At 46.6% G+C, this 23955-nt stretch carries 16 protein-coding genes and 2 pseudogenes; 4 read left to right on the plus strand and 14 right to left on the minus strand.

Annotated elements, in window-relative coordinates:
* Positions 1-78: 78 nt before the first annotated feature.
* The 6 genes from hhe to IX91_RS24080 all read right to left on the minus strand — a co-directional run bounded on the left by hhe (position 79) and on the right by IX91_RS24080 (position 11544).
* On the minus strand, positions 79-5826 hold the full coding sequence (gene hhe, locus IX91_RS24055; RefSeq protein ID WP_004749119.1) for a DUF4011 domain-containing anti-phage protein Hhe: 5748 nt from the start codon (positions 5824-5826) through the stop codon (positions 79-81).
* 301 nt (positions 5827-6127) lie between these two features.
* Positions 6128-6619 carry an RDD family protein gene (locus IX91_RS24060; protein WP_004743496.1) on the minus strand — a complete coding sequence of 164 codons (492 nt, stop codon included), beginning with the start codon at positions 6617-6619 and terminating at the stop codon, positions 6128-6130.
* 264 nt (positions 6620-6883) lie between these two features.
* The gene (locus IX91_RS24065; RefSeq protein WP_004743498.1) at positions 6884-7813 is read right to left on the minus strand and encodes a glycine betaine ABC transporter substrate-binding protein; all 930 of its coding nucleotides are present in this window, start codon (positions 7811-7813) and stop codon (positions 6884-6886) included.
* A 101-nt stretch (positions 7814-7914) separates the two neighbouring features.
* On the minus strand, positions 7915-9567 hold the full coding sequence (locus IX91_RS24070; protein ID WP_004743500.1) for an acetolactate synthase large subunit: 1653 nt from the start codon (positions 9565-9567) through the stop codon (positions 7915-7917).
* 46 nt (positions 9568-9613) lie between these two features.
* Positions 9614-11095 carry an aldehyde dehydrogenase family protein gene (locus IX91_RS24075; RefSeq protein ID WP_004743502.1) on the minus strand — a complete coding sequence of 494 codons (1482 nt, stop codon included), beginning with the start codon at positions 11093-11095 and terminating at the stop codon, positions 9614-9616.
* 2 nt (positions 11096-11097) lie between these two features.
* Entirely contained in the window at positions 11098-11544 is a 447-nt protein-coding gene (locus tag IX91_RS24080; protein WP_004743503.1) for a VOC family protein, read from the minus strand.
* Between the two features lie 528 nt (positions 11545-12072).
* Here IX91_RS24080 and IX91_RS27045 point away from each other — a divergent pair.
* The 3 genes and pseudogenes from IX91_RS27045 to IX91_RS24095 all read left to right on the plus strand — a co-directional run.
* A pseudogene (locus tag IX91_RS27045) lies at positions 12073-12177 on the plus strand (IS5/IS1182 family transposase); the annotation flags it as partial.
* Between the two features lie 576 nt (positions 12178-12753).
* Positions 12754-13248: a RidA family protein gene (locus IX91_RS24090; RefSeq protein WP_004747962.1), complete on the plus strand. Its 495-nt coding sequence runs from the start codon at positions 12754-12756 to the stop codon at positions 13246-13248.
* A gap of 59 nt (positions 13249-13307) precedes the next feature.
* Entirely contained in the window at positions 13308-14645 is a 1338-nt protein-coding gene (locus IX91_RS24095; RefSeq protein WP_004749118.1) for an MFS transporter, read from the plus strand.
* Positions 14646-14651: 6 nt separating this feature from the next.
* On the opposite strand, the gene IX91_RS24100 is transcribed toward IX91_RS24095, so the two are convergent.
* The 5 genes and pseudogenes from IX91_RS24100 to IX91_RS26890 all read right to left on the minus strand — a co-directional run bounded on the left by IX91_RS24100 (position 14652) and on the right by IX91_RS26890 (position 19193).
* Positions 14652-15332: a TetR/AcrR family transcriptional regulator gene (locus IX91_RS24100; protein ID WP_004747968.1), complete on the minus strand. Its 681-nt coding sequence runs from the start codon at positions 15330-15332 to the stop codon at positions 14652-14654.
* 792 nt (positions 15333-16124) lie between these two features.
* A pseudogene (locus IX91_RS26010) lies at positions 16125-16259 on the minus strand (superoxide dismutase family protein); the annotation flags it as partial.
* Between the two features lie 54 nt (positions 16260-16313).
* Positions 16314-16778, minus strand: coding sequence for an ankyrin repeat domain-containing protein (locus tag IX91_RS24105; protein WP_004747975.1), 465 nt, complete (start codon positions 16776-16778; stop codon positions 16314-16316).
* A gap of 100 nt (positions 16779-16878) precedes the next feature.
* Entirely contained in the window at positions 16879-18393 is a 1515-nt protein-coding gene (locus IX91_RS24110; RefSeq protein ID WP_004747976.1) for a catalase, read from the minus strand.
* A gap of 392 nt (positions 18394-18785) precedes the next feature.
* Positions 18786-19193: an RDD family protein gene (locus IX91_RS26890; protein ID WP_004747977.1), complete on the minus strand. Its 408-nt coding sequence runs from the start codon at positions 19191-19193 to the stop codon at positions 18786-18788.
* Between the two features lie 334 nt (positions 19194-19527).
* On the opposite strand from IX91_RS26890, the gene IX91_RS24120 reads away from it, so the two are divergent.
* Positions 19528-20103 carry a YceI family protein gene (locus IX91_RS24120; RefSeq protein ID WP_004747979.1) on the plus strand — a complete coding sequence of 192 codons (576 nt, stop codon included), beginning with the start codon at positions 19528-19530 and terminating at the stop codon, positions 20101-20103.
* 262 nt (positions 20104-20365) lie between these two features.
* On the opposite strand, the gene IX91_RS24125 is transcribed toward IX91_RS24120, so the two are convergent.
* Genes IX91_RS24125 through IX91_RS24135 form a run of 3 tightly spaced genes read right to left on the minus strand, consistent with a single transcriptional unit; the run spans position 20366 to position 23950 of the window.
* The gene (locus tag IX91_RS24125) at positions 20366-21652 is read right to left on the minus strand and encodes a serine hydroxymethyltransferase (protein ID WP_004747981.1); all 1287 of its coding nucleotides are present in this window, start codon (positions 21650-21652) and stop codon (positions 20366-20368) included.
* Between the two features lie 23 nt (positions 21653-21675).
* Positions 21676-22935 carry a glutamate-cysteine ligase family protein gene (locus IX91_RS24130; protein WP_004747982.1) on the minus strand — a complete coding sequence of 420 codons (1260 nt, stop codon included), beginning with the start codon at positions 22933-22935 and terminating at the stop codon, positions 21676-21678.
* On the minus strand, positions 22925-23950 hold the full coding sequence (locus IX91_RS24135; RefSeq protein WP_004747983.1) for an aminotransferase class I/II-fold pyridoxal phosphate-dependent enzyme: 1026 nt from the start codon (positions 23948-23950) through the stop codon (positions 22925-22927). The genes IX91_RS24130 and IX91_RS24135 overlap by 11 nt, the downstream gene beginning before the upstream one ends.
* Positions 23951-23955: the final 5 nt, after the last annotated feature.

Consider the following 23955-nt stretch of genomic DNA (forward strand, 5'->3'; position numbering starts at 1 on the left):
AAGTCAGACTAAGATCATGTTTTAATTTGTATTTTTGGCATAAAAAATTTGATGTTTTCTCCTAGTCACCACAGGTCACTAAAACGCTTCAATGCTTTCGTAATCCACAATAATTTCCAGTACATCGTCCAAGTAGTCCCCCGCCTCTTTAGAGCAGGTGTGCTCTCTCAAATACCCTGGGATATCGAGAGAAAACTCCTCACGTGTCATAGGCCGATCCAACACTAGGTGCTCAATCATATCGGGGCGCAATAAGCGTTGGTTGGGATCCGTCTTCGGATACTTCCTCGCAATCACCTGATCTCGGTATCGTGCCAACGCCTCTCTCAGTGTCTCGGCAACTGGCGCTGACCTCTCATCAGGTGCCTGCTCTGCAAAGCAGGGCTCTGGCATTTCCCCAACATACTCTTCTCGAGACTTAGCCGCTGTCGCCTTCGCTTTCAGTTCCTCAATGATTGGTTTGAGCTCCGCATGAGGATGCTTAAACCAGTCGGTTGACCAGATGCGGCGAATGGTCCACCCCAACCCCTCAAGTACGCCTTGTCGAACTCGATCTCGGTCTCGGGTCGAACGGCTGCTGTGATACGTCGCCCCATCACATTCAATCCCCATCAGATAACGCCCAGGCATACCCGGATCGCGCACCGCAATATCAATAAAAAATCCCGCCACACCGACTTGGGGAACACACTCAAAACCGTGCTGGGCCAATGCGTCCATCACGGCAAATTCAAAATCACTGTCGGGTTGGCCTTGCTGGATGCTATCTTGACCAATCAGTTGACCAGTTTGGGCGTACTGAAGGTACCCTTTGAGTGACTGCACACCAAGGCTGCTCGAATCCGTCAGCACAATCTGATCGGCCGTCATGGAGCTGAACACATGAATGCGCTGCTTGGCGCGCGTAAATAGCACGTTCAAGCGGCGCCATCCACTGGCCCCATTGATTGGGCCAAAGCGCTGTGGAATGTCGGTCGCCCCTATTTCTTGTGGGCCGTAGGTAAAAGAAATAAAAATCACATCTCGCTCATCCCCTTGGACATTTTCCAGGTTTTTAATGAACAAGGGATCGTCGCTCTTCAGGTTTGCTAGGTACGCCGCTCGCAAGCTCGGATCTTGATGAATGGCGGACTCCAGATTGGCTTCAATCAGATCGCGCTGCTTAGAGTTCATTGCCACGATGCCTAAGCTTTCATGAGGACGTTGCATCAGGTGCGTTTTGATCGCCGCGACCACGTCGTGCGCTTCACCTTGGTTGACATTGTTAATGAAGCGCCCTTCTCCAATCAGGTGGAACTTGATGCCGTAGTCCTCACACTGATCATAAGGCGAAGGAAACACCACCAGATTGCCGTGATAGAACTTGTGGTTTGAGAATTCGATCAGGCTGCCATGGCGCGAACGATAGTGCCAACGCAGTTGCCGTTTATCAAAATAAGCACTCACCGCTTCGAGGATACTCTCCGCTTCATCAATCACCCCCGACTCGTCCCCGTGGGCGTTTACGTCATTGGACAGCGACTTTTCAAAAAACGCGGTGGGCGGCAACTGCTTCGAGTCACCCACCACCACAATCTGCTTGCCACGTGCGAAGCAGCTCAACGCGTCTTGCGGCTTCACTTGAGACGCCTCATCCATGATCACCAGATCGAAATCCAGTTGACCTGGCGGAAGGTATTTTGCCACCGCCATTGGACTCATCATAAAACACGGCTTGAGAGCGAGCATCGCCCTACCCGCGCGCGTCACCAAATTGCGAATCGAGATGTGTCGGGTCTTCTTGTCGATCTCACGTTGCAGCAGCGCCTGCTCTGAATAACTGCTCGCTTTCGCGCCGCGGGTGCCTGCAGGTACGGGGCGATCGGCAGCGCGGGCGGCCACTCGCCGCCGTTGCCACACTTTAAGCTGCTCATCGTATTTGGCAAACTGCTGCTGAAGGGCCGTTTGCTCATGACCGGACATTTGCGACAGCTCCGGCTGAGTTTGATAGATTTCCCGCGCGAGGCACTGATAGGTCGCAAACTTCATCGCGTCTTGGGCGAACGTGATTGAATGAGGCTGCTGACTCAAATAGCGATTGAGCAAGCGATAGCCGCCCGTTTCCATGCGCTGCTTGGCAAACAAGTACTTGAGCCAGCCATCAAGCCACTGCTCACTGTGGAGCGCGCGTTGGTTACGCTCAATCACTGCGCTGAGACCGTCACCGCTGTGTTGCAACCAACAGGCGCGCTGCGCGCCCGTCAGGGCGATAAATTGCGCTTCCGCGTCCAGCACCTGGCGCCACTCTTGGGCCAACGTCTCTCCTAACGCCTGCAGCGCGTGTATCGATTGGGGATCCGATTGGCGTTGGATCAAGGCTGCGATCTGACCCTGGCCACACACCCGTTTGACTTTTGCGGCGTAGCTTAATGTGTCCGTGATCACCTCGAGCCCCGCCGGCGTTGAGCCAGTCTTAGTAACCGAAAGGTCCAACGGCTCAGAGAAAATTGGCGCACACACGTCATGGTCCGGCATGTCATCCAGCAAATCACGCAGCGACTGACACACCTTGATCTGCGCGCGCAACTGAGACTGCGATAACCCAGCATCCAGCAGGTAGTGCTGGCACAAGGCCAGTTGGTGGGAGAAGCTCTCGTGTAGCTGAGTCAACGGGTAAGGCTCGGCGCCTAACACGATCTCAGACTGCGTCAAACACTCCACCGACGTCAGCACCGACGCGAGTCGTTGCCGCGCTTTTCTCAGCGCTTCAAGCTCGATGACCAAACCGTGATCATACAAGCTTTGCAAGCCACGAAACACCTCCACCGGCAAGGTGAACAAAGCTTGCGCGAGGGCCACGCGTTGACCAAACCCAATCCCATACTCAGTCCGAACCCGCTGATACCAAAGCGCCATGGTCGACACTAAGTCGACGTCGGTGTCGAGGCCATGAAAATGCTGTTTCAGCAGTTGATTGTTTCTTGTATCCTCGGCAAAGCCGGTGCGCCTCGCCGACCAGTCCGCCGCCGCGCTCAATTGCGTGGCCATGGCATGGGGCTCAAACGTCGCGGCTCGCGTAAACTGGCGCACCGCTTGTTGGGTCGCTCGCCATGAAGGCTGTAGCCATGACCACCACGTGGTTTGCGCCAGCTCAGCCGCGTATTGCTGTAAGAGTTCAACGCAGGGCAACGCGTCGATGAGAAACGTCTGCGCCAATGCGTTACCTTGCGTCACTAAATCGTGGTGCTCTTCGACAAAGCTGCGCATAAACTCGGGCAAGGCTTCGTTGTCGAACAGCGCGTCTCGCTCACCAAGGTGCTGCGCGGGTAAAGACGCCGCGAGGGAAAGAAAGGTTTCCAGCTCTTTCAGCCCGGACCAATGCGTGGCCAGCAAGGGCTGGATAGCCTCTGGTAGATGCGGTGACAACTCGCGATAAGACGTCTCGATGTGGCCAAGGCGCTCCATCATCTCTGCCAGTTGCGTTAATGCCCGCGCAAGATCATCAAAGTGGGTTTGCGTATCCACGCCTAACTGCGCTAAGCCGCGCAGCGCCGCCTCCACCTCATCAATACGCGCCAAATCGTTAACCAGCCCTGAGGTGAAGGTGCCGCTGAGCTCCCCATACCACTGCGCAGCTTGCTGGTGCTGCGCCACAAACGCGTCCAGCGCATCACTTGTACTGACGGTCAGCTTGGCCAGCGCGGGGATATCGGTGTGACGATGAGGCAGCGGGATAGCGCGCCAATGCGTGATCAGCGCATCGAGCTCCGTGAGCGAGAGGTGAGGTTGAATGGTCAGGTGATGCTGGTGAGTGACGTCGACCAAGCGATCGCGCCAGACCATCAAGGCGTCATTCCACTGCGCCAGCACTTGACAGACTTGATCAGGATCGTGACCGGACAAGGCTTTGTTCTCCACCCCAAACCAAGGGTGGGAGGCCCAGTTGCCGGCGTCAGGCAATTGTTGACTGACGCGGCTTAAGTAATCATAAAACACCTCGAGCTGCTCAAGCTTGTCGTCCAGCGCTCCCACCGAGAACTGGTCTCCAGTGAGCGATTCAGGCGCCACATCACTGAACTTGAGGGGCGAGACCGCTTCTTGGTAACGCGTCGCCGCCATGAGGATTTCATGGATCGTCAGGCCGGTCTGTTTCCACTCGCGGTTAATCCACTGCACATAACACTGCAGCTTCTCGCGTGCCCTTTCATAACGCTCCACCTCGCGGCCGTATTCGCTGTGCGAGTAGTGAAAATGGGGTGCATTCGACAGTCGCTGTTTGAACTCATCCAGAACCAGACGTTTTTTTGCCTTGTCGCTATGGAGATCAAGACAGAAGTCCCCCAACCCGGTCTTGTCCATACGACGTTTTACCACTTCCAGCGCCGCTTGCTTTTCCGCCACAAACAGCACGCTTTTTTTCTGTGACAGCGCCGCAGCGATCAGATTGGTGATGGTTTGGGATTTCCCGGTGCCTGGCGGGCCTTCGACCACAAGATTTTTGCCGTTTAACGCGTCAATCACCACGCTCATCTGCGAGCTGTCGGCGTCTTCAATCATCGGGAAATCGTCGTGAAGATCCGCGACGTCATCCAATACATAACTATCATCACGGCCATTGCCTTGCGTTCCCATCCCGTCACTGGCGGTGAGTTCACCATCGTAAAAGAAGCGGCGAATGACATCGTGCTCCAGCAGGTTATCGGCGCCATCAGGCCAGTTGCGCGGGTCAAGATCGCGATACATCAATAACTTGCCCAAACTTAAGGTGGCAAGCGTTGCATAACGGCGCACCGCCCACTGTCGCACCACCACGTCATTGTGCTTGCGAGCCAGCAACGCGCTCACCGCCTCAAAGTACTCTTCCGGTGTCAGTAACCGATCTTCATTGTCGGGATCCACCAGATCTGGCAGCGTCAGACCGAACTCTTGCAGCAATTTTTCACGTAAGATCAGGTTCTGAATGATGTCTTCGCCGTTGTATTGGATGTGATAGGTCACCACCCCTTTGCGGTAGTCTTTTTCAATACTGACCGGCAGCATATACAAAGGGGCCAATCGCGCTTTGCTGCTGTCTGCCTGATCCACCCATTCCAAAAACCCCAGACACAGAAACAAGATGTTGTTGCCGGTTTCTTCGATCGCCGTTTTGGCCTCGCTCGCCAATTTTTTCACGGCGCGATGCAATGGCGCTTCAAACAGCAGCGACTGCAGGTAACCGTCGCTGTGTCTGCCGTCTTGCGCCCGCGCGTCAGGCATTGGCAAGGTGTACTGGTGGTCGATCCCGAGCAAGCCCGCCCACTCTTTCGCCTCGGGCGGCTTTTTGTTTTGCAGATACTTGCCTTGCGCGTCATCCCATTGCACATAGCCATGGGCGATCAATTCATCTAAGGTGGGCTCGGGCACGGGCGTCAGTTGCATCGATTGTTCCGATAACAGCCGTTTGGCCAGTTCGTCCGGCAGCTCGTCGACCACGCGGACAAACGCGCGACTTGTTTGGTCTAAGTTGAGCAAGCGCGAGCGGCTACCCGAGATGTCTAACAGTTTCTGACGCATCGTTTCAAACGCCGATCCCATAAAGTGCTCAGGATAGGCGATCGGGGCGTCACGATAGGCGCGCTGGCAAGGCATTGAAGTGGGCGTTATCAAGGGCGTTGGCGCTTGGGGTTCGGTGACGGTACGGGATGAAATCAGCGCTTGAATGCGGGCTCTCAGCGCGCTGTTTCGCTGGCGTGAGCTGCGCCCGGCAAGTTCTGCGTCAATTTGCGCCAGCATGATCGGATCATCATGATGCAATTCAACGAGGGCTTCCAACGCATCGATGAGTAACGTTTTGAGTGTATTCGACATGATAAATAACCTAAACAGAATAGCAAAATATTCTGTACTACTTAGTGTATCTATGGCCCGTGTACGCCTGAGCGTCCTTCAGCAAAGCAACGGGGTTAGTTCCAATGCTTTAATTGCCGTGTGTAACACGTCAATAAAATAAAACGAGGGTGTCCAACAGCGCTCGCTCTGCTGTCGATTTCATGATCCCAATGGGGTAAGTGGCGTTGTTACCACGCAGCGGGAAGGTTCTGCCTCCCCGTCAGAGTGAGTCGGCAACGCAGCGATGAGAGACGCGGCGCTCGCCACTCAGCGTAAGCAATCAGGTGTCTGAGTTGGAAGAAAACGCCACCTCGGCGGTGCGCTCTTTGTCGCCAATCACCACCGTATTGGCCAGTTTGTCGTGCCAACCTTGTTTGCGTTTATCCCAGGCCACCCAGAGAATACCAAGGCCCAAAGGGAGCGTCGCAACAATATAGCCCAGGTATCGAATGAGGTACTGCCGCAACGACGGCTTGTCACCGGTGTTGGCATCCACGATTTTGGCACGAATGGCCATTTTCCCAGGTGTCGCTTGACGATACACCCAGAAACTCAGCACTGCGATGAGTGGGAACAGCCAACTCAGCACGAAGTCCGTGCCGCCTTGGATCACGGCGTCACTGTCAAAATACGCCCAACCGTATACAGCGACGAGTATCGGGTACGTCAGCATACAAAGGATGACCGTATCAATCACGGCGGCACCCACACGAGGCCAAAACCCCGCATACTGATAGCGGTCACCCACCTTTAATGTCGATTGTTCATCCATGTCCTTTGCCTATTTGATAAGTCCGATCGCCAGAATATGATACTGATTGCAATTTTACACACAAGCGGGGTTTCAGTCACGGCCCCACGCCAATCAGGACAGAATCGTGGCGCGCTGATCATGATTAAATAAACCAAAGTAGGGATTGACTAAAGTGTATGAAGAACAGTTAAGTTATTATTTTATGGGCATTGTTATCATGCTATTTAAATTACCCATCCTTGAGCATTAGAAAAGATGGGTAAATAAACACATTAGCTTCAATCACCCTAAAGGCTCTAACCACTTAGATAAGTATTCCGTATTTTCTTGCAACCATTTTTTTGCTGCTTCATCTTCTGTCAAATTAAGTCGATTAACGCTATAGTCTATTTCGGAAATAATATCGTTTGTGAGATGAATATTATCTAAGACGGATATCTCCTGTGTTGAAAAATGAAGGTAAAGACTATCTTTTCTTGCTAGTAGTACTGCTCGATCCTTACCACCGAGTAGTTTTTTGGGATCTTTTAATTCTCGGATTCTATATTGATGATGTAAGAACTGTGGATGCCATAAAGGGACTATCACCCAGTCTTTCACTGAAACAGCGTCTTCAAATGCTGAAATGCAATCTGCTTGCGTACCAGTTTTAAACTCATATCCATGAGGCGTCAGATTGTACTCTTTCATGATATTTTTAGAAAATCGTGTAATACCGGCACCTTCTCCAATCCCTTGAATAATGGGTCGCATTTTAGCAATGACTTGTGGCTTTGTTAGGTCTTCTATACTTTCTAACTCGTTAATTGGAACATAATCAGGCACTCCCCAGAAGGCATAAGGCTCGTAGTGTAAACCTAACTCAAGAGTGGCAATGTTTTCTTCGACGCTTGATTTATAAATACCATGACTATGGGGTAACCAAGCAGAGCTTACAAAGTCGACATATCCATTCTTTAGACGATTAAAGTTTTCTTCATGTAAGTCATAAGATCTCACTACTTGTTTGCCCAATAGATTCATGACATGTGCGACAACGGCACCGGTTACTCGATGGAAACTTAAATTAGTCACCCCCAGTTTTACAATTGGGCTGCCTTGTTTTATTGGGTTAATTTTATCATTGGATTGAGCTTTAGATATTGAGGCGCTAGTTATTGCAGTGGCCGCCATATACTTTAAGATTTCTCTACGTGTTTTTTGATTGTTCATAATATTCCTCACTATTAGTTAATAAGCACCCTAAATAGTAAACTGACGTTCACTATCAAAAGTAAATAACTCTGAAATTTTTGTTTAACAATTAATTTTGGTTAAATATTACATGTTATTTCGCCAAGACGTTTCGTTAACAGCTTATTCTCTCGATAGTCAATAGGTATAACGATTAGGCTAGGTCCATCATATTTATTCGATTTTTCTAAGGCTCCCGCTAACTTCGCGCTTTCATCAACAAATTGATAATGCCAACTAAATGCCTCAGCCAATTTCTTCCAATCGGGGTTATTAAATGACAGGTCAGTATGTCTTCCATGCTCAGCCCATTGTTTCCAAGCAATCAGTCCGTATTCGCGATCTTCCCAAACCATAATGGTGATATTACTATTTAAACGGCTAGCGGTTTCCATCTCTTGCACATTCATAAGGAAACCTCCATCACCCACGATGGCAAGGATATTGCGTTGAGGTTCAACAATACTTGCAGCTATGGCACCTGGTAAAGCAAATCCCATTGAACAAAAACCATTTGGAATTAGACAGCCATTTGGGATTTCGCAATGATAATGTCTCGCAACCCACATCTTGTGTGCACCAACATCTGAAAGTACTAAGCCATTTTTTCCAAATATTTTTTGAACCTCATGCAGTACTTTTTGAGGTTTAATTACACCAATATCAACTGCATTGTTATGTTCATTCAGTTCTTTTTTAATCGCTTCTCTTATAACATCTCGCTTTTCCGGCTCAAAATACACATCGCTGCGTCTAATTTTTTCATCTAGTAGGGTTAATGTATCTGCTAAATCCCCAATTAGTTCTATTTGCGGGTGGTAATGCTGATCAATTTCTGCTGGGATAAAATCAATATGAATAATCTCTTTATTACCTTTAGAATTCCATAGACTAGGTTGATATTCGACCATATCTATACCAATACAAATAACCAAATCAGATGATTCAATAGCGCAGGAGCCGATATCGGTTACTCCTAATCCTATTGTATATAGTGATTCTGGTTGATCTGGTATTAATACGCCTTTTGCCATGAAAGTGTTGAGTACACCAATACCGGTATTTTTAACTAAGGATCTAAATGGCTCTGTAGTACGTTTACGAACGCAGCCATTACCTGCAATAATAACTGGGAATTTGGCTTTTTTTATACGCATCACTGCATCGTCAATGATGTGTTCCGCGGGAATTGAACGACGAAACCTACGTGTACTCATAGGAACGGATGTTGTTTTACATTTAGCGATGTCTTCGGGAAGTTCAATTAGTACAGCCCCTGGCTTTTCGCTACGAGCAATACGAACCGATTTTCTAACTATTTCAGGAATTGTATCTGCATTAACAATGCTAGTTGCCCATTTAGTAACTGGTTCGAACATTTTTATCACATCCATAATTTGGTGCGATTCTTTATGAAGTCGATGAGTACTTCCTTGTCCGGTTAATACAATCATAGGCGAGCGATCCATATTTGCATCGGCAACCCCAGTGATGAGGTTAGTAGCACCTGGACCTAGAGTCCCAAGACAAACTGCTGGCGTGCCTTTCAGCCTTCCATATACTTCGGCCATAAAAGCAGCGCCTTGCTCGTGTCGAGTTAATATGAATTTTATTTTATCTGACTTTTCTAAGCTCATCATAAAGTCAGCATTTTCTTCCCCTGGAACACCGAAGATATATTCAATACCTTCATTTTCTAAACATTTCACAAGTAGATCTGATGCTTTCATCATAAACCTAGTTCTCCTTAACTTGTAAGTGATAGTCAACTTGTCTAATTCAATTATTGATTTTTAGTTGTTTTTCCATGTCCTTATTACCCTTAATCCTTTGAACGATCATTTTATTGGTCTGCATTTCATTTATAGTATTACGTATCCCTCCAACCCCTAACCCTGATTGGTTTAGGCCAGAGAAAGGCATATCATCATCACGAAATGCAGAATGGTCATTAATCATCACAGCTGACGAATTTAGTTCTCTAGCGATATAATTTGATTTGTCGATATCTTTACTGAATACAGCAGATTGAAACGAAAATTGAGAGTGATTAGCTTGCTCTATTGCATCACCAATGTTTGAGTATGAATAAAGTGCGATCACAGGTCCGAATATTTCTTGTTGTGTCACTTTTGAGCTTTTACTTGGATTAAGGAGTAGAGTGGGAAGCAAACATGAGTCGTTTATCCTTTCACCACCACAAAGTAATGTTGCTCCTTCTTCTATTGCCTCATGAATCCATGACTCGATACGACTTATTTCAGAACCACGAATAAGAGGACCTACATCTGTTTTTTCGCTAAGCTGATCACCCGTAACTAATAATTGGGTCTGTCTAACGAGTTCATCGGAGAATTCTTTTAACCTTGTGTCTGGCAAGAAGACTCTCTGTACTGAAACGCAAACTTGCCCAGCATGATAGAAGCCGCCTTTCACTATCGATGCAACCGTTTCAACCAGATCAGCGGTTTCCTCGACAATCACAGGGGCAACTCCGCCATGCTCAAGGAGGCAGCGCGTCCCGGGTGATAACTTACTTCGGAGCATCCAGCCAATTTTTGCACTGCCAACAAAAGTCAACAAATTCACGTGTTCATTAGTAATGAGGCTTTGTGTTAGTGCATGTGAACCAGTCATCAAGACTTGGCACCACTCAATCGGTAATCCGGATTTATAGATTAATTTAACTAGATTAAAACATGATAATGGTGTGTCAGCGGCTGGTTTTATCAGTATAGGGTTGCCGCACACTATTGCCGGAATCACTTGATGAACAATCAAGTTTAGAGGGTGATTAAAAGCGCTTACTGCCACTACGATGCCGATGGGTTCTTTCAGCGAATATGAAGTCCGTATATGGCTTTCAGTATCATCACTATGTAGATGGACTGGCTCAGTATTATTTTGACTTAAATACCTAACGCAAAGTTCTACGCCTCTGATTGCTCGTTTTACTTCCGTTTTCGTATCAATTATTGGCTTGCCGCCTTCAGACGCAGCTATATGTACTAACTTATCGATGTCATTCTTCATCAGATTAACAAGATTGTTTAACACGGCTAGGCGTTGATCTCGGCTTAACCAACGCTTTCGATTCTTGAATACATCACGTGCATTATCAAAAGCCAGAGAAATATCATTTTGATCGCTTAACTCTACAGACCCAATCGCTTCACCAGAATAAGGGTTTTTTACTATGTGAATGCATTTTTCATTATTTGATGGGCTATTAGCAATAAATGAGGTCTTGACATAATTCATAATTAGACCTCTCCATTAGACTTTTGCCATTCTTTAAACTCAGTATCGTGAAAGATAAGTTCAATCGTTATCTTATTCGGATCTGTGATAAAAACTTGGTGCTCAAATATATTAGGAACAGTACGTTCGAAATAATTCCAATCAAATGTCTTTATGTTTTCTAAGAGTGATGCATAACCCTCTATCCGAAATGCGAGATGATCAATTCTTCCTGATCCTTCTTTATCAGCGTCTTTCATGCCTAAATACTCTGCAACCGGATCATTTTCATTCATTGCTGCTTCAACTAAGTGAAAGATCGGGTCATTGTTTAGGTAAAGCCAATATCCATCAAATTTGAAGTCTGGCCTAGTGCCAACCCTGAGGCCTAACAGATTTATATAAAAGTCTCTGGTCTCTTCCAGCTTGTTAGTTCGAATGGTGAAGTGTTCAAATCCTCGTACAATCATAATTTTTCCCTATAGTCTGCTAGGTGATTTTTATTGGTAAGTCACGATCCAAAGCCATTGTTTATTTTTTAATCACAACCATTGTTTATCATTTGATAAACAATATCAAGTTTTTTATCAAATGATAAATAATGTCAAATTGTTTATCAGCGAGTAGGCTTTAGGCGCGTAAATCGAAGGAACTAACAGTAAGCTTGCGATCTGATCGACGACATTCATTCCAGCCTGTAGCCTGATGTCGAAACCACGTTGCAAAACAAAACACTGGAAACAAGATAAGCAATACAAACGCAACGTGTAGTGTTAACTGCATATTGCTGTGGAACGAGCACTCATGAAATTACTGCCGCTGAATTGACTTTATCAAAGGTTACTGATGCAGACGTTCGCCTCACTGACATACGCAAACACGGCGATGAATCATCGATCTGTCTAGGAAGACGCAAGGGATTGTCAAGATACAATATGGGTTATGCAGCAGTTCCTCTAATCCCTTCAATAGAAAGTCTGCTTTGGGAGAATGCCCCCCCTATTGACTTGGCGTTAGGTTGTCAGAAACCCTGTGGCTCCAACAAGGAATGGAAAAAGCAGTACGGTTATCACAAGCGCTCACTGTCAGTCAGTTTGGTTTTCGGACCCAATTACGCAACAGGATCTGAGTGCATTTATGGATCCTTAGGTAAACAAGCCTTTATGATGGTCGGGCACACCACTCTTCCTGGCTCATTCATCGAATTTCCATACAGGGCATTGATGTATTTGCCTGTCACTTTTCCGTGCCTATCATCAAAAAAATATTGAAATCGATCACTTTAAGCACTTCGATTCGCTTGAACGTTCCTCGTTAACCTGTTGGACATTATTTTATTCACCGACCGTGTTGGCAGAACTTCATACCAACAAATTGCGTCGCCGATAATGTGCTCAGCAGTTTTTTGGGGTAAAGAAGTCAAGCGCCCCCCTTTCGACACAACCTACAATCATCGTTCAACTGTTCATTTGTCATCTTTCGGTTCACCTCACATTAAATTTGCACAGAGTACTGGCTAACGAGCTTGGACAATGAAAGCGAAAACAAAGTCTTGATGATCGTTTTTACGTCGTTAAGTTTGCAAATTGCGATTTTCAAGATGAAAACCTATTGACTTATTAATCATCACGACTACTCTGTTATTGAATTGTTTATCAAATGATAAAAAGGAGTAACTCATGTCACTTAATTCTGTTAAAACAAATCCGGAAGCACAGTTATTGATGCTAGGTATCGAGCTACCTGCAGCACCAAACGCGGTGTCCAATTACGAACCTATAGTACAAACTGGCAATATCGTGATGACATCCGGTCAACTTCCGTGGGTTGATGGCGAGTTGAAATATGAAGGTCAATTAGGCAAAGGTGGAGAGCTTACCGACGAAGAAGGCTATCAAGCATGTCGATTATCTGCATTGAATGCAGTGGCGCAATTGAAAAAACACCTTGGTGACTTAAATCGAGTTAAAAAAATCATAAGAGTGGTAGGTGTTTTAAATGTTAACCCCACCTCACGCTGGACGGAGCAGCCTAAAGTATTAGATGGCGCTTCGGATCTAATTAATTCCATTTTTGGAGAGCGTGGACGCCATTCTAGAATGATTAATAGTAACTCAGCTATGCCACTAGATTGCGCTTCTTTGATTTATATTTATGCGGAAGTCCAAGAATAAGAAACGAATACTAACCTTGGGATCATGAAAAATAATGGTTCATTTACATGGAGCAAAAAATGACAATGTCAAAATCTGAAAATTTAACTGAAAAAAAATTAAGATTATTTTTGATTAGTGTTTTGGCGATCTTTACATCGGGGCTCAGTTTTGGCTTGCGTGGTGCTATTGCTGGGGACGTTCAAGCGCTCTTTCTTAATCCAATAGATGCTGCCAACTCTGCAACATTAATAGGTCAAATCCTTGGAGTGGCATTCTTGGGTTTTTCATTTACTTTGTTTTTTGGCAGCCCGCTGGTGAACATAATTGGGATTGGAAGAATGCTGCAGCTAGCCGGTGTGAGTTTTGTAGCGGGGACTCTGATTACTATGTTTGGCCCAGTGTTAGTCGAAGGCGACGATATATATTGGGTATTCTGGATAGGCATGGGATTAACTGGTATCGGGTGGGGTTTTACTGAATCTGCAGTAAACCCTTTAACCACTGCTATTTACCCCAAAGATAAAACGAATAGGCTTAATATATTACATGCTTGGTGGCCTGCTGGTATCGTCGTCGGAGGGGTAGCAAGCCTTGGGTTTGATGCGATTGGAGTCGGGTGGCAAGTCAAGTTCGGAATAATACTCATACCAACAATCTTGTTCTTACTTTTAATCATAGGTGTCAAATTTCCAAATACAGAACGCGTAGAGTCGGGCGTAAAATTTACCGATATGCTGGCCGAAATAACCCGGAGACCGTCTTTTGTTATTTGGTTTTTCGCAATGTTTCTTACTGCTGCGACAGAACTTGCACCGGGACAATGGGTTGATATTACTCTTAGTCATACCATCGGAATGCCAGGGATAGTGATCCTAATCTATATTTCAAGTTTGATGTTTTTTATGCGTCATAGTGCAGGTTTTTTATCAAAATATATTTCTAATACCGGCTTGCTATTGGTGTCTTGTATATTATCAGCGATTGGACTTTATTTACTAAGTCAATCGGTAGATCCGTACAGTGCAATAATAGCCTCAACACTTTGGGGGGTCGGTGTCAGTTTTTTGTGGCCCACTATGCTTGCTAGTACATCTGAGCGCTTTCCTCGTGGTGGTGAATTCTTTTTGGGCTTAATGGGGTCGGCAGGTTCTCTATCGATTTATTTTGTTCTTCCAATGATGGGAAGTGTGTTTGATACAGCAAAGTTGACGATTGCTGGAGGGGGTGATGCTTTTGATGCTCTTGACGGTGTTGCACTTGATAATGTATTGGCTAAAGCTGCGCAAATCTCTTTTCAATCGGCAGCCATCTTTCCAATTATATTAGTACTTGTGTTTAGCATTATTATGCTTTACGAATACAGAAAAAAACACGCTAAGACTGCTGAATGTTTTGAAAATACTCAAAATAGGTGAGTAATATTAATGACTATTTTCTAATAGAGCATAGTATCCATAAAGAAAATGCTTTACTCGTGCTCTTATAATTGCATTAATATCTTCAGGTAGTTGCATAAGGTAGATCCAGCGACGTATCCCCATATAAAAGAAACTGGAATGGAATCCCCAAATTATTTCAATATCAATTTCTGAAGGGGCTGGATCTAACCCATGCGCTGCCCTAATTTCGCTTAAGATAGGGAAAAATATTTTTTCTTTTAAAAGTTGAGTATAGTTTTTGTTGAACTCTGGATTACTTAATGCCGTAAAAATGAACAATCGAACCCAATCATTTTCTAAAATGGCCGAAGTGTATTCTTCTAAATAATTGATCAACCTTTCTTCTATAGGCTGTTTTTGATCGGATAGTGCAATTTCCCATTGAGGGTTCCAACGAGAAACAAACACTTCATGATGAACTCGTTCAATCAATGCCTCTTTGCTTCCAAAATATCGATATATCAGCGGTTGGGTAACACCGATATTTTTAGCTAATTCACGTGTAGTTACGCCAAACCCATGTCGAGCAAAACATTCGATTGATCGTTTGATAATGTAAGTCTCACGTTCTGTTGCAGTCATGTATTTCGTAGTAACTTTTCGCGACTTCTGGAGCATGCTGTTTGGATCTTGTGCTTGAATGAGTGCTGTTTCCTTTGTCATTCCTATCTACTCTGGCCTGTTTTGATGACGAATACTTTTTAAGTCTAATGTTACTTGCCGTTAATGTATATAATTTCACTAAAGAGCGTGACGGGCTCACATGTTCTCCAATAACAAAAAAGATTGAATTGAGAATGAATTCTAAATCCTGATAGTGTCATAAGCGCCATCACCAGATATATCGATGATTCTTCGCAGTGTTCGTACCCACCGTAATATGCCGTTTGCGCCACAGAACAATCTCTAAAGGAAGATGATGAGCTTGAAGTCAAAATTGGGGCTTTTCTTTCTCGCTGCCGCTGGTTGCGCCTGCCCCCTTACGGCGGCGTGTCTATCCATATCTCAAGCTCCAAGAAATCCAGTTTCCCTTCACCACTCAGAAACCCCAAAACAAACGGTGGTGAACTGAACAAGATTGGAACTACCGCACACGTGGAAACGGCCAGCCGAAGCTGACTCAATCGCCTACTTGCTGTCATTGAATTGGCCGGATTTTAGCCTCTATCCTGGAGCGAAATTGATGACCCACCGGTCTATGATGAAGTGATCTACTAGGGTTCGTCGGTCCGCTAAACTCTCTTCAATATCTCGGTCGCTTAGCATATCGAACTGCTACAAAAGCGATATCAGATGGGGATTGGGAGCCGGAGAAGTCCATGTAGTGCCCAAGTTAAAGTAAAAACAGGACTTCAAACATTACAAAGCGTATTAGTTCCCTCCGATGCGACAGAACTAAGAAAACGGTCCAGATAATCTGGACCGTTTATTGTTTGTGGCGTCTAAAGAAGGGGATTACTTAATCACACCACACACAATTCGAGCACCACCGCCGCCAAGTTTCGCCGGATGGTCAGAGTGATTATCGCCACCAGCATGAACCATCAAAGCACGACCTTTTACATCATCAAGTTTTACTCGTGGCGTCAGTGCCGCAAGCCATGTGGTGTTATTCATACTGTGGATCCTATTGATTGTTATTTATCAGTGTTGAATCAATTTCAGAACATTGGATTGACCATAGATCTCGGCAAATTCTTTCAAATTTAGCCCAGCTTTATTGCGCAACTCTGGCGAGCACTCCGCTTGATATAGGTCTTTCGCTATACCAATTTCGCGTTTGATGAGTGCCCCCATTAATGCGGTGTTACCACGCTTATCTTGCAGGCAGGCGTTGGCACCTGAGTCGAGCAGCAAGCGAACGGTTTCTCTATTTCCTTGATACGCTGCCACCATCAAAGCGGTATAACTTTGATTATTTCGTTGGTCGATTGGAAAACCTTGAGAAACAAAAGTATCGACCACTTCGTTATTGCCAATCCGCGCAGCACCAAAGAATAGTTCAACCAGAGATTGGTATTCCTCTTCCAATTTGTCTTCGGCAGCCAACAAGGCTAACGAGAAGCTCCAAGAGAACAGAACGGCGCAGAGCAAAAACACGGTTTTCATTTACTCATCCTCATTAACGGAATGGGAGAATGACCCACGGGAGCCCTGATTTTCGGGCAGAAAAGAGCAGATAACTCTCCCGCAGGTCAAAACTTATTGCTTACATCATCGCTTTGTTTTTCACTTGCTTGAGATTGCTATCTGTTGCCTTGGCCAGACGCGTACCGTACTCTTTATCTGCACGATAGAAATAGCTCACCATGGTTTCCTTAACGTCTTTATCCATCACCTTATTTAGGTCACCCGCTAAGTTGGCAATCAAATCACTCTGATCTTGCTTGCTCATGCTGCGGAACAACACACCTGCTTGGTAGAAGTTGCGAGGATTGCTGATTGCTTTTTGTTGAACAGTCCCGACCAGCTTGGTTTCAACCGCTTTAAATTGCGAGCCTTCTTCCAGCGCCAGTTTACGGCTTGGTTCGTAGTTCACATCACCATGGCCTTGCTTCGCGTTGTTGCTCAATCCTTCTTGATTATGGTTATTCACGGATGCTAACGGACGGTTTACTGGCAGTTGGAACAAGTTCACTCCTAAGCGGTACAACTGTGTATCTGCATAAGAGAACAAACGACCTTGTAGCAAACGGTCTTCCGATGGCTCGATACCAGGAATCAAATTTGACGGTGCAAATGCCGACTGTTCAGTGTCTAAAAAGAAATTTTCTGGGAGGCGGTTTAACGTCATAGTGCCGACTTTTTGATCCGGTACATTCAGCCATACTTTGGTTGCATCCAACCCGTTGTAATCCAGTTTGTTCAGGGCTTCTGGCGATAACACTTTCACGTACAGATCCCACTTAGGGTAGTTCCCAAGACCAATTTCTTTGTAGAGATCATTGGTTAAATGGTTGAAGTCCTTACCCTGCATTGCCGTCACTTCATCAGGACGAAGACTTTCAATGCCTTGCTGGCTTTTCCATTGGAACTTCACATAGTTCACATCGCCTTTCTTGTTAATCCACTTGTAAGCGTGGACACCAAAGCCATCCATAGTGCGATAGCTTGCTGGCGTGCCTAGGTTGCTATATAGCCAAGTCAGCATGTTGGTCGCACCCGGCTCATGGCTGAAGAAGTCAAAGAATCGGTTTGGATCCTGAACGTTGTTAACTGGAGACGGTTTTAGAGAGTGCACCATATCCGGAAACTTAATTGAATCACGGATGAAGAACACAGGCAGGTTGTTCCCTACCAGATCCCAGTTACCCTGTTCAGTATAAAATTTAGTGGCAAAACCACGAGGATCGCGAAGTGTCTCTGGTGATCCTTTTGAGTGAATAACGGTCGAAAAACGAACGAAAACAGGAGTGACCTTTCCTTTATTAGTAAAAGGAGCGGAAACCGTTAAGTCACTAAAATCACCCGATGCAACGAACTCACCATGAGCACCTGTACCACGAGCATGTACAACACGCTCTGGAATTCGCTCTCTGGCAAAACGCTGCAATTTTTGGATCAGGTGAACGTCTTGCAGTAATACGCTTCCGTTTTCACCTGCTGTGATTGAATTCTGGTTGTCACCGACTGGTGCGCCATTGTCTCTTGTCAGGGTCTGCGCCTGTAGAGATGTGCTGGCTAAGCCAACTGTAATTAGTAAAAAGCTTTTTGACATCTTCATGGATGCTCTCCAATGCGTCCTAACCATTTAACCAGTCGAGTGGTCAATGGCTAATCAAAAGCTCCTTTCTGCCCACGAAGAATATATCTTCAATGATTGCATTTGTTTAATGGGAAATAACGATAACTCTAATAGATAAAAACGATGAAATACTTATGGCAAATCGAGTGCCGATAAAAAACCAAACTGGATATCTATAAATCACATTTAAATACTGCCCATGTCAATCTTTGGGGGGATAGTAGCAACAGCATCGGGTTTGGCGCTAGTGCCTATCATGTTTACCTCGCGATCTAGATGAAAAGATACCAATCGCGCAGCCATAAGCTAGAGCGGCAATTAACTTTCCTGTTTCTCTGTCACGTGCAAGGAGACTTAATGGCATCCAGTGGCTAATCTGGGAGCATGTGTCTACTTTTTATGGAAAGATCCACCTCCTCGTCGAGCGAGTCAGCAAAGCTGCGATGAGAGACGCGGCGCTCCCCGCTCAGTGTAAGCAATCGGGTGTCTACGTTGGAAGAAAACGCCATCCAGACAATACCAAGGCCCAAAGGGAGCGTCGCGACAATATACCCAAGGTATCGAATGATGTACTGCCGCAGCGACGGTTTACAGCCGATGTTGGCACCATGTCCTTTGCCTATTTGATCCGTCCGCACGCCAGAATATGATGCTGATTGCAACCTCACACAAGCGGGGGGTTCAGTCAACTCACTCTGTGCATCAACACACATTTTGGCAAAGTGCGTTTTTGCGCGACAGTGCGAGCCCCCCCTCGATTTACCGGCCCAATCCCACATCGGATTACCTGCCTGAGTTATGAATTTATATGATGGGGTTCTTCACACCTGGATAATCCGGTATGACGTTGACTAAACCCATTAATATCTAAAAAATAATCAAAATTCAGCGCCCAATCAGCCCGCCATCAGGACTATTCATAAAAGTTCACTAGAAATAATCCTTATTCACAGCACCTGTCTGATCTGGCATGACAATGCATTTAACCTTTAATAAACAATAACACTATGAAGCGATCTTAATTACCCATAAATTAATTTGAGGTAAGACCAGAAATAATAGAAAAATAGGTACCATCCTCGCCGCAAAAAAACAAACAAGGAGAAATTAAACATGAAAAAAATAATTATCGCATTCGGCATCCTGGTGACGGTTGCTTGCTCACATGCCTTCGCTTCAGATGAATACCGTCTTGATAAAAAGCTGTCTAGTATCAGTTTTTCGACCATCAAGAATCAGTATGTGATCGAGCCCGCCTCCATTCAACCGGCAGCTGGAGTATTATCAGACGATGGCCGCTTGTCGTTGTCTCTCGACATCACAACGATTAAGACTGGGGTTTCAATCCGAGATACTCGCCTATCAGAGCTGTATTTTGAATCGGCCCTTTTTCCTAAAGTGAATATTGTGGCTAACCTTGATCGCGCATTATTCACCACAGGCGCGCAGCACGCGATTATTCCCGTCGACGTAGAATTGTATGGCGTGAAAAAAACGCTCCGTTTCCCTGTCACGATCATCCCAACGGAACATTATCTGATCGCAAGTACATCTTCCCCGGTCATGATCAGTGCAAAAGACTTTGGGATCCCAAGTGAAAATTTAGCCACCTTAGCTAAATTGGCAGGTGGCATTACGATTTCAGATAAGACACCATTAAATTTTAATTTGGTGTTTATCAAAAAATAACATGGATAACCAATATCGAGATAAACGCCATTAATCACTCTGGATAAGCCAACATAAAATATAGAAAGGTCGTCTTTTTCGATCGGCCTTTCTATTTTTACCGCGGATATCAGATTTCGCTCTACGGAATGTCTCAATCGTTCAACGCTTAAACAAGCCGCTCTCAGCCCGCGTGTCGCCGCTTGGGGCACGAGAAATTCTGTGCCACTGAATGCGCCCATCCACAAGGCCTGTCCCTATCCTGACCGAGTAGGTTTGTCGGTTAAGCCACAACCGAGAGTTCTGGCTCCATGTGCTCAATACTCAATACTGAGGCCACAGGGTGACGCTGACAAATATGGGCCACGGTCTCACTCGCAGCCTTAAAATCAAAAGGTTTTTCTTGGATCAAGCTGATAAACACGTCGGCAATGATGTCAAAAATAATCTGGGCGTTGTCATCTTTTATCCGCCTTCTTGCCATCACGTTGGTCGATAGGCGAACAGCGCTTCCTTCCATAACAGAGCGCGTATCGTTAGGCGCGACGTTATGGTTCACAATGATGCCACATCGCTCCAACAAGTCAGAGGCTTGCTTACCGCTAATCATTTGCTGCCTCAAATCCACTAGCACCATGCTGGTGTCCGTGCCATCGGTCACTAACTCGAGCCCTCTGTTCTTGAGTGTGAAGCACAATTGCTTCGCTAACGAGATGGACAGATCAATGTAAGATTTGAACTCTTGGGTTGACGCTTCATGCAGACAGATCGCTTTGGCAGCAATGTTGTTGATTGAAGGCGTACCTTGGTACCCAGGAAACAGACTGCGATCGATTCGAGCCCCAATGTCTGAAGACTGAGCCAAGATAATCGCGCCCCTTGGCCCAGCTAAACTTTTATACAATGTCGTCGTCGCGATATCCGCATACTCCAGCGGATTACTGTAACGACCTGCCGCAACTTGCCCAGCAAAATGCGCCATATCGACAAACAAGTACGCGCCAACGGAGTTGGCAATGTCGGCTATCGCGCTAAAGTCGATTTCTCGTGTATAGGATGAACCGCCGCAGAGGATAATCTTGGGTTGATGCCGATCGGCAAGCTCCTGGATCTGTGCGTAATTGATCAAGTCTCCGTCATCGACGCCATAATGCTGAAAACGATACAGCGCACTCGTTTGATTCACTTTTGCGCCGTGGCTTAAATGTCCACCAGCGTCTAAGGATAACGCGAGCACGGCATCGCCTGGCGCTAGCAGCGCATTGTAAACAATATGATTTGCCTGGCTTCCGGAGTGCGCCTGAACGTTCGCGTACTGGCAACCAAACAGCGCTTTTGCTCTGTCGATGCACAAAAGCTCAAGCTGATCGGCTAGCTGCCCTCCAGCATGAAAACGCTTACCGGGATAACCTTCCAAGGTTTTGTTGGCGAACAAGGAACTTTGTGCCAATAAGCTGTTTTTGGTTTGTATGTTCTCTGAAGCCAACATGCTGAGTGTGCTCTGTTGGCGCGCTTCTTCACGCGACACCAATTCTTGCACTTCAAGATCCGAAATTTCCAAAATTTTCATCGTAGTGAATCCATTCTGTTGTGTTAATTAACGTTATTTAAGTCGTAGATTCTTTCCAAAATAGCCGAGTCAAATGAGCTCTTATGCACGGCATTTCGAAACTGCTGGGCGGGGTTGAGTTCAGGGTGCACCAACATGGTTTCCTCCCCTAACCCGCGCCGTTCAAGCCCCTGATGAGCCAGCGCTTCCAATTGACGGTGCAGTTCGTGGTATTTCACTCTCGCGCCCCCTTTCAAGCAGTCTTGATACCATTGCAAACGCTCGGACTTGTCAGGAAGAAACGACACAATCAAATCGGTGACCTCTTTATGACACGTTGACAGCCCTGTAATGATCGCGGGATAAAGCCAGAGGTATTGCTCGGGAGGCAGACACCCTGCCCGCACTTCGATGGTGCCGTATTCTTGCCGCGCTCTCACCGAGTTCCACGTGTAATGTTGATGAAACTGAAAAGCTTCCCAAACCTCTTGGGAACTTGCCACGTGATGTCGAACCCAATCAGAAAATGGCACCCCTACCGCTGAGTAGGTCCCGCTGCATTTAGAATGATGAAGCAGAAATTGCTCTTCAAACCTAGGCTCAATCAGTTGCTCCATTGAGGTGATGGGTTCGCCGACAATGCCATGTCTAGAGGGCTCTAGCCGATGCTGAAATTGATAGTATTCTCGGTAGCTATCGATGTCACAAAGCGCCTGATCTTTCAGCGGCGAATTGGCGCATTGGGCCACAACAAACGGGATGGCCATATCAAGCGCCGACGTCATCGATAACAACTCCCTCTGACACGTATCAATATGAACATGGTCTCCGCAAATCACCGTGAACCAATCCCAGCGATGGCCGAGCACTTTCGCGAGGCTCTGATAATGCACTTTCGGTGTCCGCGCTTTGGCTCCGGGCGTTTCATAGGGGTGGATCCCCAGCCCAAGCAACTGATAGTCATGCACAACCAACGCTTGGTTGAGCGTCGACAGAGCCTGCAAAGTCTGCGATTTCAACGCATGAAGGTCAGCGCACGGCGTAGACACCCATTCAATTGTCGAGCGGCCCGCTTCAGAACAAAAGCTGAACAACTCAAACTGCGCCCCGACTAATCGCTCATCTTTGTAGAGCGGACGCGCGCCCTGAGCGAGTAAGGTCTCAATGACGCGTTGTGATTCACCGGGTTGCTTGCTCTTTGTAATCAGTGGAAATTCCAACTCACGGCCGATTTGCCCCCGATTCGATTGAGGAAACGAACGCAGCATATTGGCCGCAATGGTTTTTTTAACCTCAGCCAGCACAGGACACCTCTTGCAATGCACGCTCGAGCGTTGGTAAATGATCTAAACAGGTTGGCGCAGTCACGCGGAATCCTTGCACCCCTTCTTCAGCCGTCTTAGTTCGGACAAAAATCCCATGTTGGCGTAATTGGTCAAAAATGGCGGCGGGATGAGGGTGCAACACAAAGCGAAAATGGGTGGGAGAGTTTGAAATCACGTCGAACCCTAATTGGCACAACACCTCTTCCATGGCCGCCGCGTGAACCAGTAACTTTTGCGTGGTTTCCGACTTCCATTGCTGGCGCTCCAGTGCGGCGCACGCATAATGAGAATCGAAGGTCGACAGTGGCCATTTGGTGATGTGGCTTGCCAACGTCTTTCGAGTCGCAGGCTCCCGCGTCCAAGCGGCGCCGACTCGAATCCCCCCCATCCCAAAACACTTGGTCGGCGAGCGCAGCACAATCACATTATGCAGCTCACTGCCTAACATGCTCCATTTAGCGGGCTCAGCGGTAAACTCTACATACGATTCATCGACTACAAACATCGTACTGGGATTGTTTAAGCAGAGGGCTCTCAGTCGTGACGCTTCGATCGCGACGCCCGTTGGGTTGCATGGATTGCTGAGGATCACCGCCTGCTTGACCTTCGCCAGAGCGTTCAGGGCTCGCTCTCGCTCTGGGGCACAGATCGCAGCGATATTTTGCTTATCAAGCAGCAAGTTAAAGTCGGTGTAGTCGGGGGTCACGAAGCCGGTGTTCTCACGACCGTACACTTGGATCACGCTATGAATGAGCTCAGTGATCCCTCGCCCCGCCACCAAAGACTGCGCCTCCACGCCGAGAAAGCGCGCGTAGCTTTCTAGAAACGCGTCAGTGGCATGAAAGGGATGCACCAACAACTGCCGATGGTGTTCGAGGCTTTGCGCCACGTCAATGCTTGAAATGGGCGGCCCCATCGCATTGACGCACGTTGCTAAGTCGATTTGATGCTGGTGACCGTTAAAATCCGCCCCACCTTGTACAATTTTCAACACTATCC

The sequence above is a fragment of the Vibrio tubiashii ATCC 19109 genome (genome assembly GCF_000772105.1).
Lineage (GTDB): Bacteria > Pseudomonadota > Gammaproteobacteria > Enterobacterales > Vibrionaceae > Vibrio > Vibrio tubiashii.

Excerpts from the sequence above, each read along its gene's own strand:
- hhe (WP_004749119.1), bottom strand. The coding sequence starts at position 5,826 with ATGTCGAATACACTCAAAACGTTACTCATCGATGCGTTGGAAGCCCTC.
- IX91_RS24060 (WP_004743496.1), bottom strand. The coding sequence starts at position 6,619 with ATGGATGAACAATCGACATTAAAGGTGGGTGACCGCTATCAGTATGCG.
- IX91_RS24065 (WP_004743498.1), bottom strand. The coding sequence starts at position 7,813 with ATGAACAATCAAAAAACACGTAGAGAAATCTTAAAGTATATGGCGGCC.
- IX91_RS24070 (WP_004743500.1), bottom strand. The coding sequence starts at position 9,567 with ATGATGAAAGCATCAGATCTACTTGTGAAATGTTTAGAAAATGAAGGT.
- IX91_RS24075 (WP_004743502.1), bottom strand. The coding sequence starts at position 11,095 with ATGAATTATGTCAAGACCTCATTTATTGCTAATAGCCCATCAAATAAT.
- IX91_RS24080 (WP_004743503.1), bottom strand. The coding sequence starts at position 11,544 with ATGATTGTACGAGGATTTGAACACTTCACCATTCGAACTAACAAGCTG.
- IX91_RS24090 (WP_004747962.1), top strand. The coding sequence starts at position 12,754 with ATGTCACTTAATTCTGTTAAAACAAATCCGGAAGCACAGTTATTGATG.
- IX91_RS24095 (WP_004749118.1), top strand. The coding sequence starts at position 13,308 with ATGACAATGTCAAAATCTGAAAATTTAACTGAAAAAAAATTAAGATTA.
- IX91_RS24100 (WP_004747968.1), bottom strand. The coding sequence starts at position 15,332 with ATGACAAAGGAAACAGCACTCATTCAAGCACAAGATCCAAACAGCATG.
- IX91_RS24105 (WP_004747975.1), bottom strand. The coding sequence starts at position 16,778 with ATGAAAACCGTGTTTTTGCTCTGCGCCGTTCTGTTCTCTTGGAGCTTC.
- IX91_RS24110 (WP_004747976.1), bottom strand. The coding sequence starts at position 18,393 with ATGAAGATGTCAAAAAGCTTTTTACTAATTACAGTTGGCTTAGCCAGC.
- IX91_RS26890 (WP_004747977.1), bottom strand. The coding sequence starts at position 19,193 with ATGTGGGATTGGGCCGGTAAATCGAGGGGGGGCTCGCACTGTCGCGCA.
- IX91_RS24120 (WP_004747979.1), top strand. The coding sequence starts at position 19,528 with ATGAAAAAAATAATTATCGCATTCGGCATCCTGGTGACGGTTGCTTGC.
- IX91_RS24125 (WP_004747981.1), bottom strand. The coding sequence starts at position 21,652 with ATGAAAATTTTGGAAATTTCGGATCTTGAAGTGCAAGAATTGGTGTCG.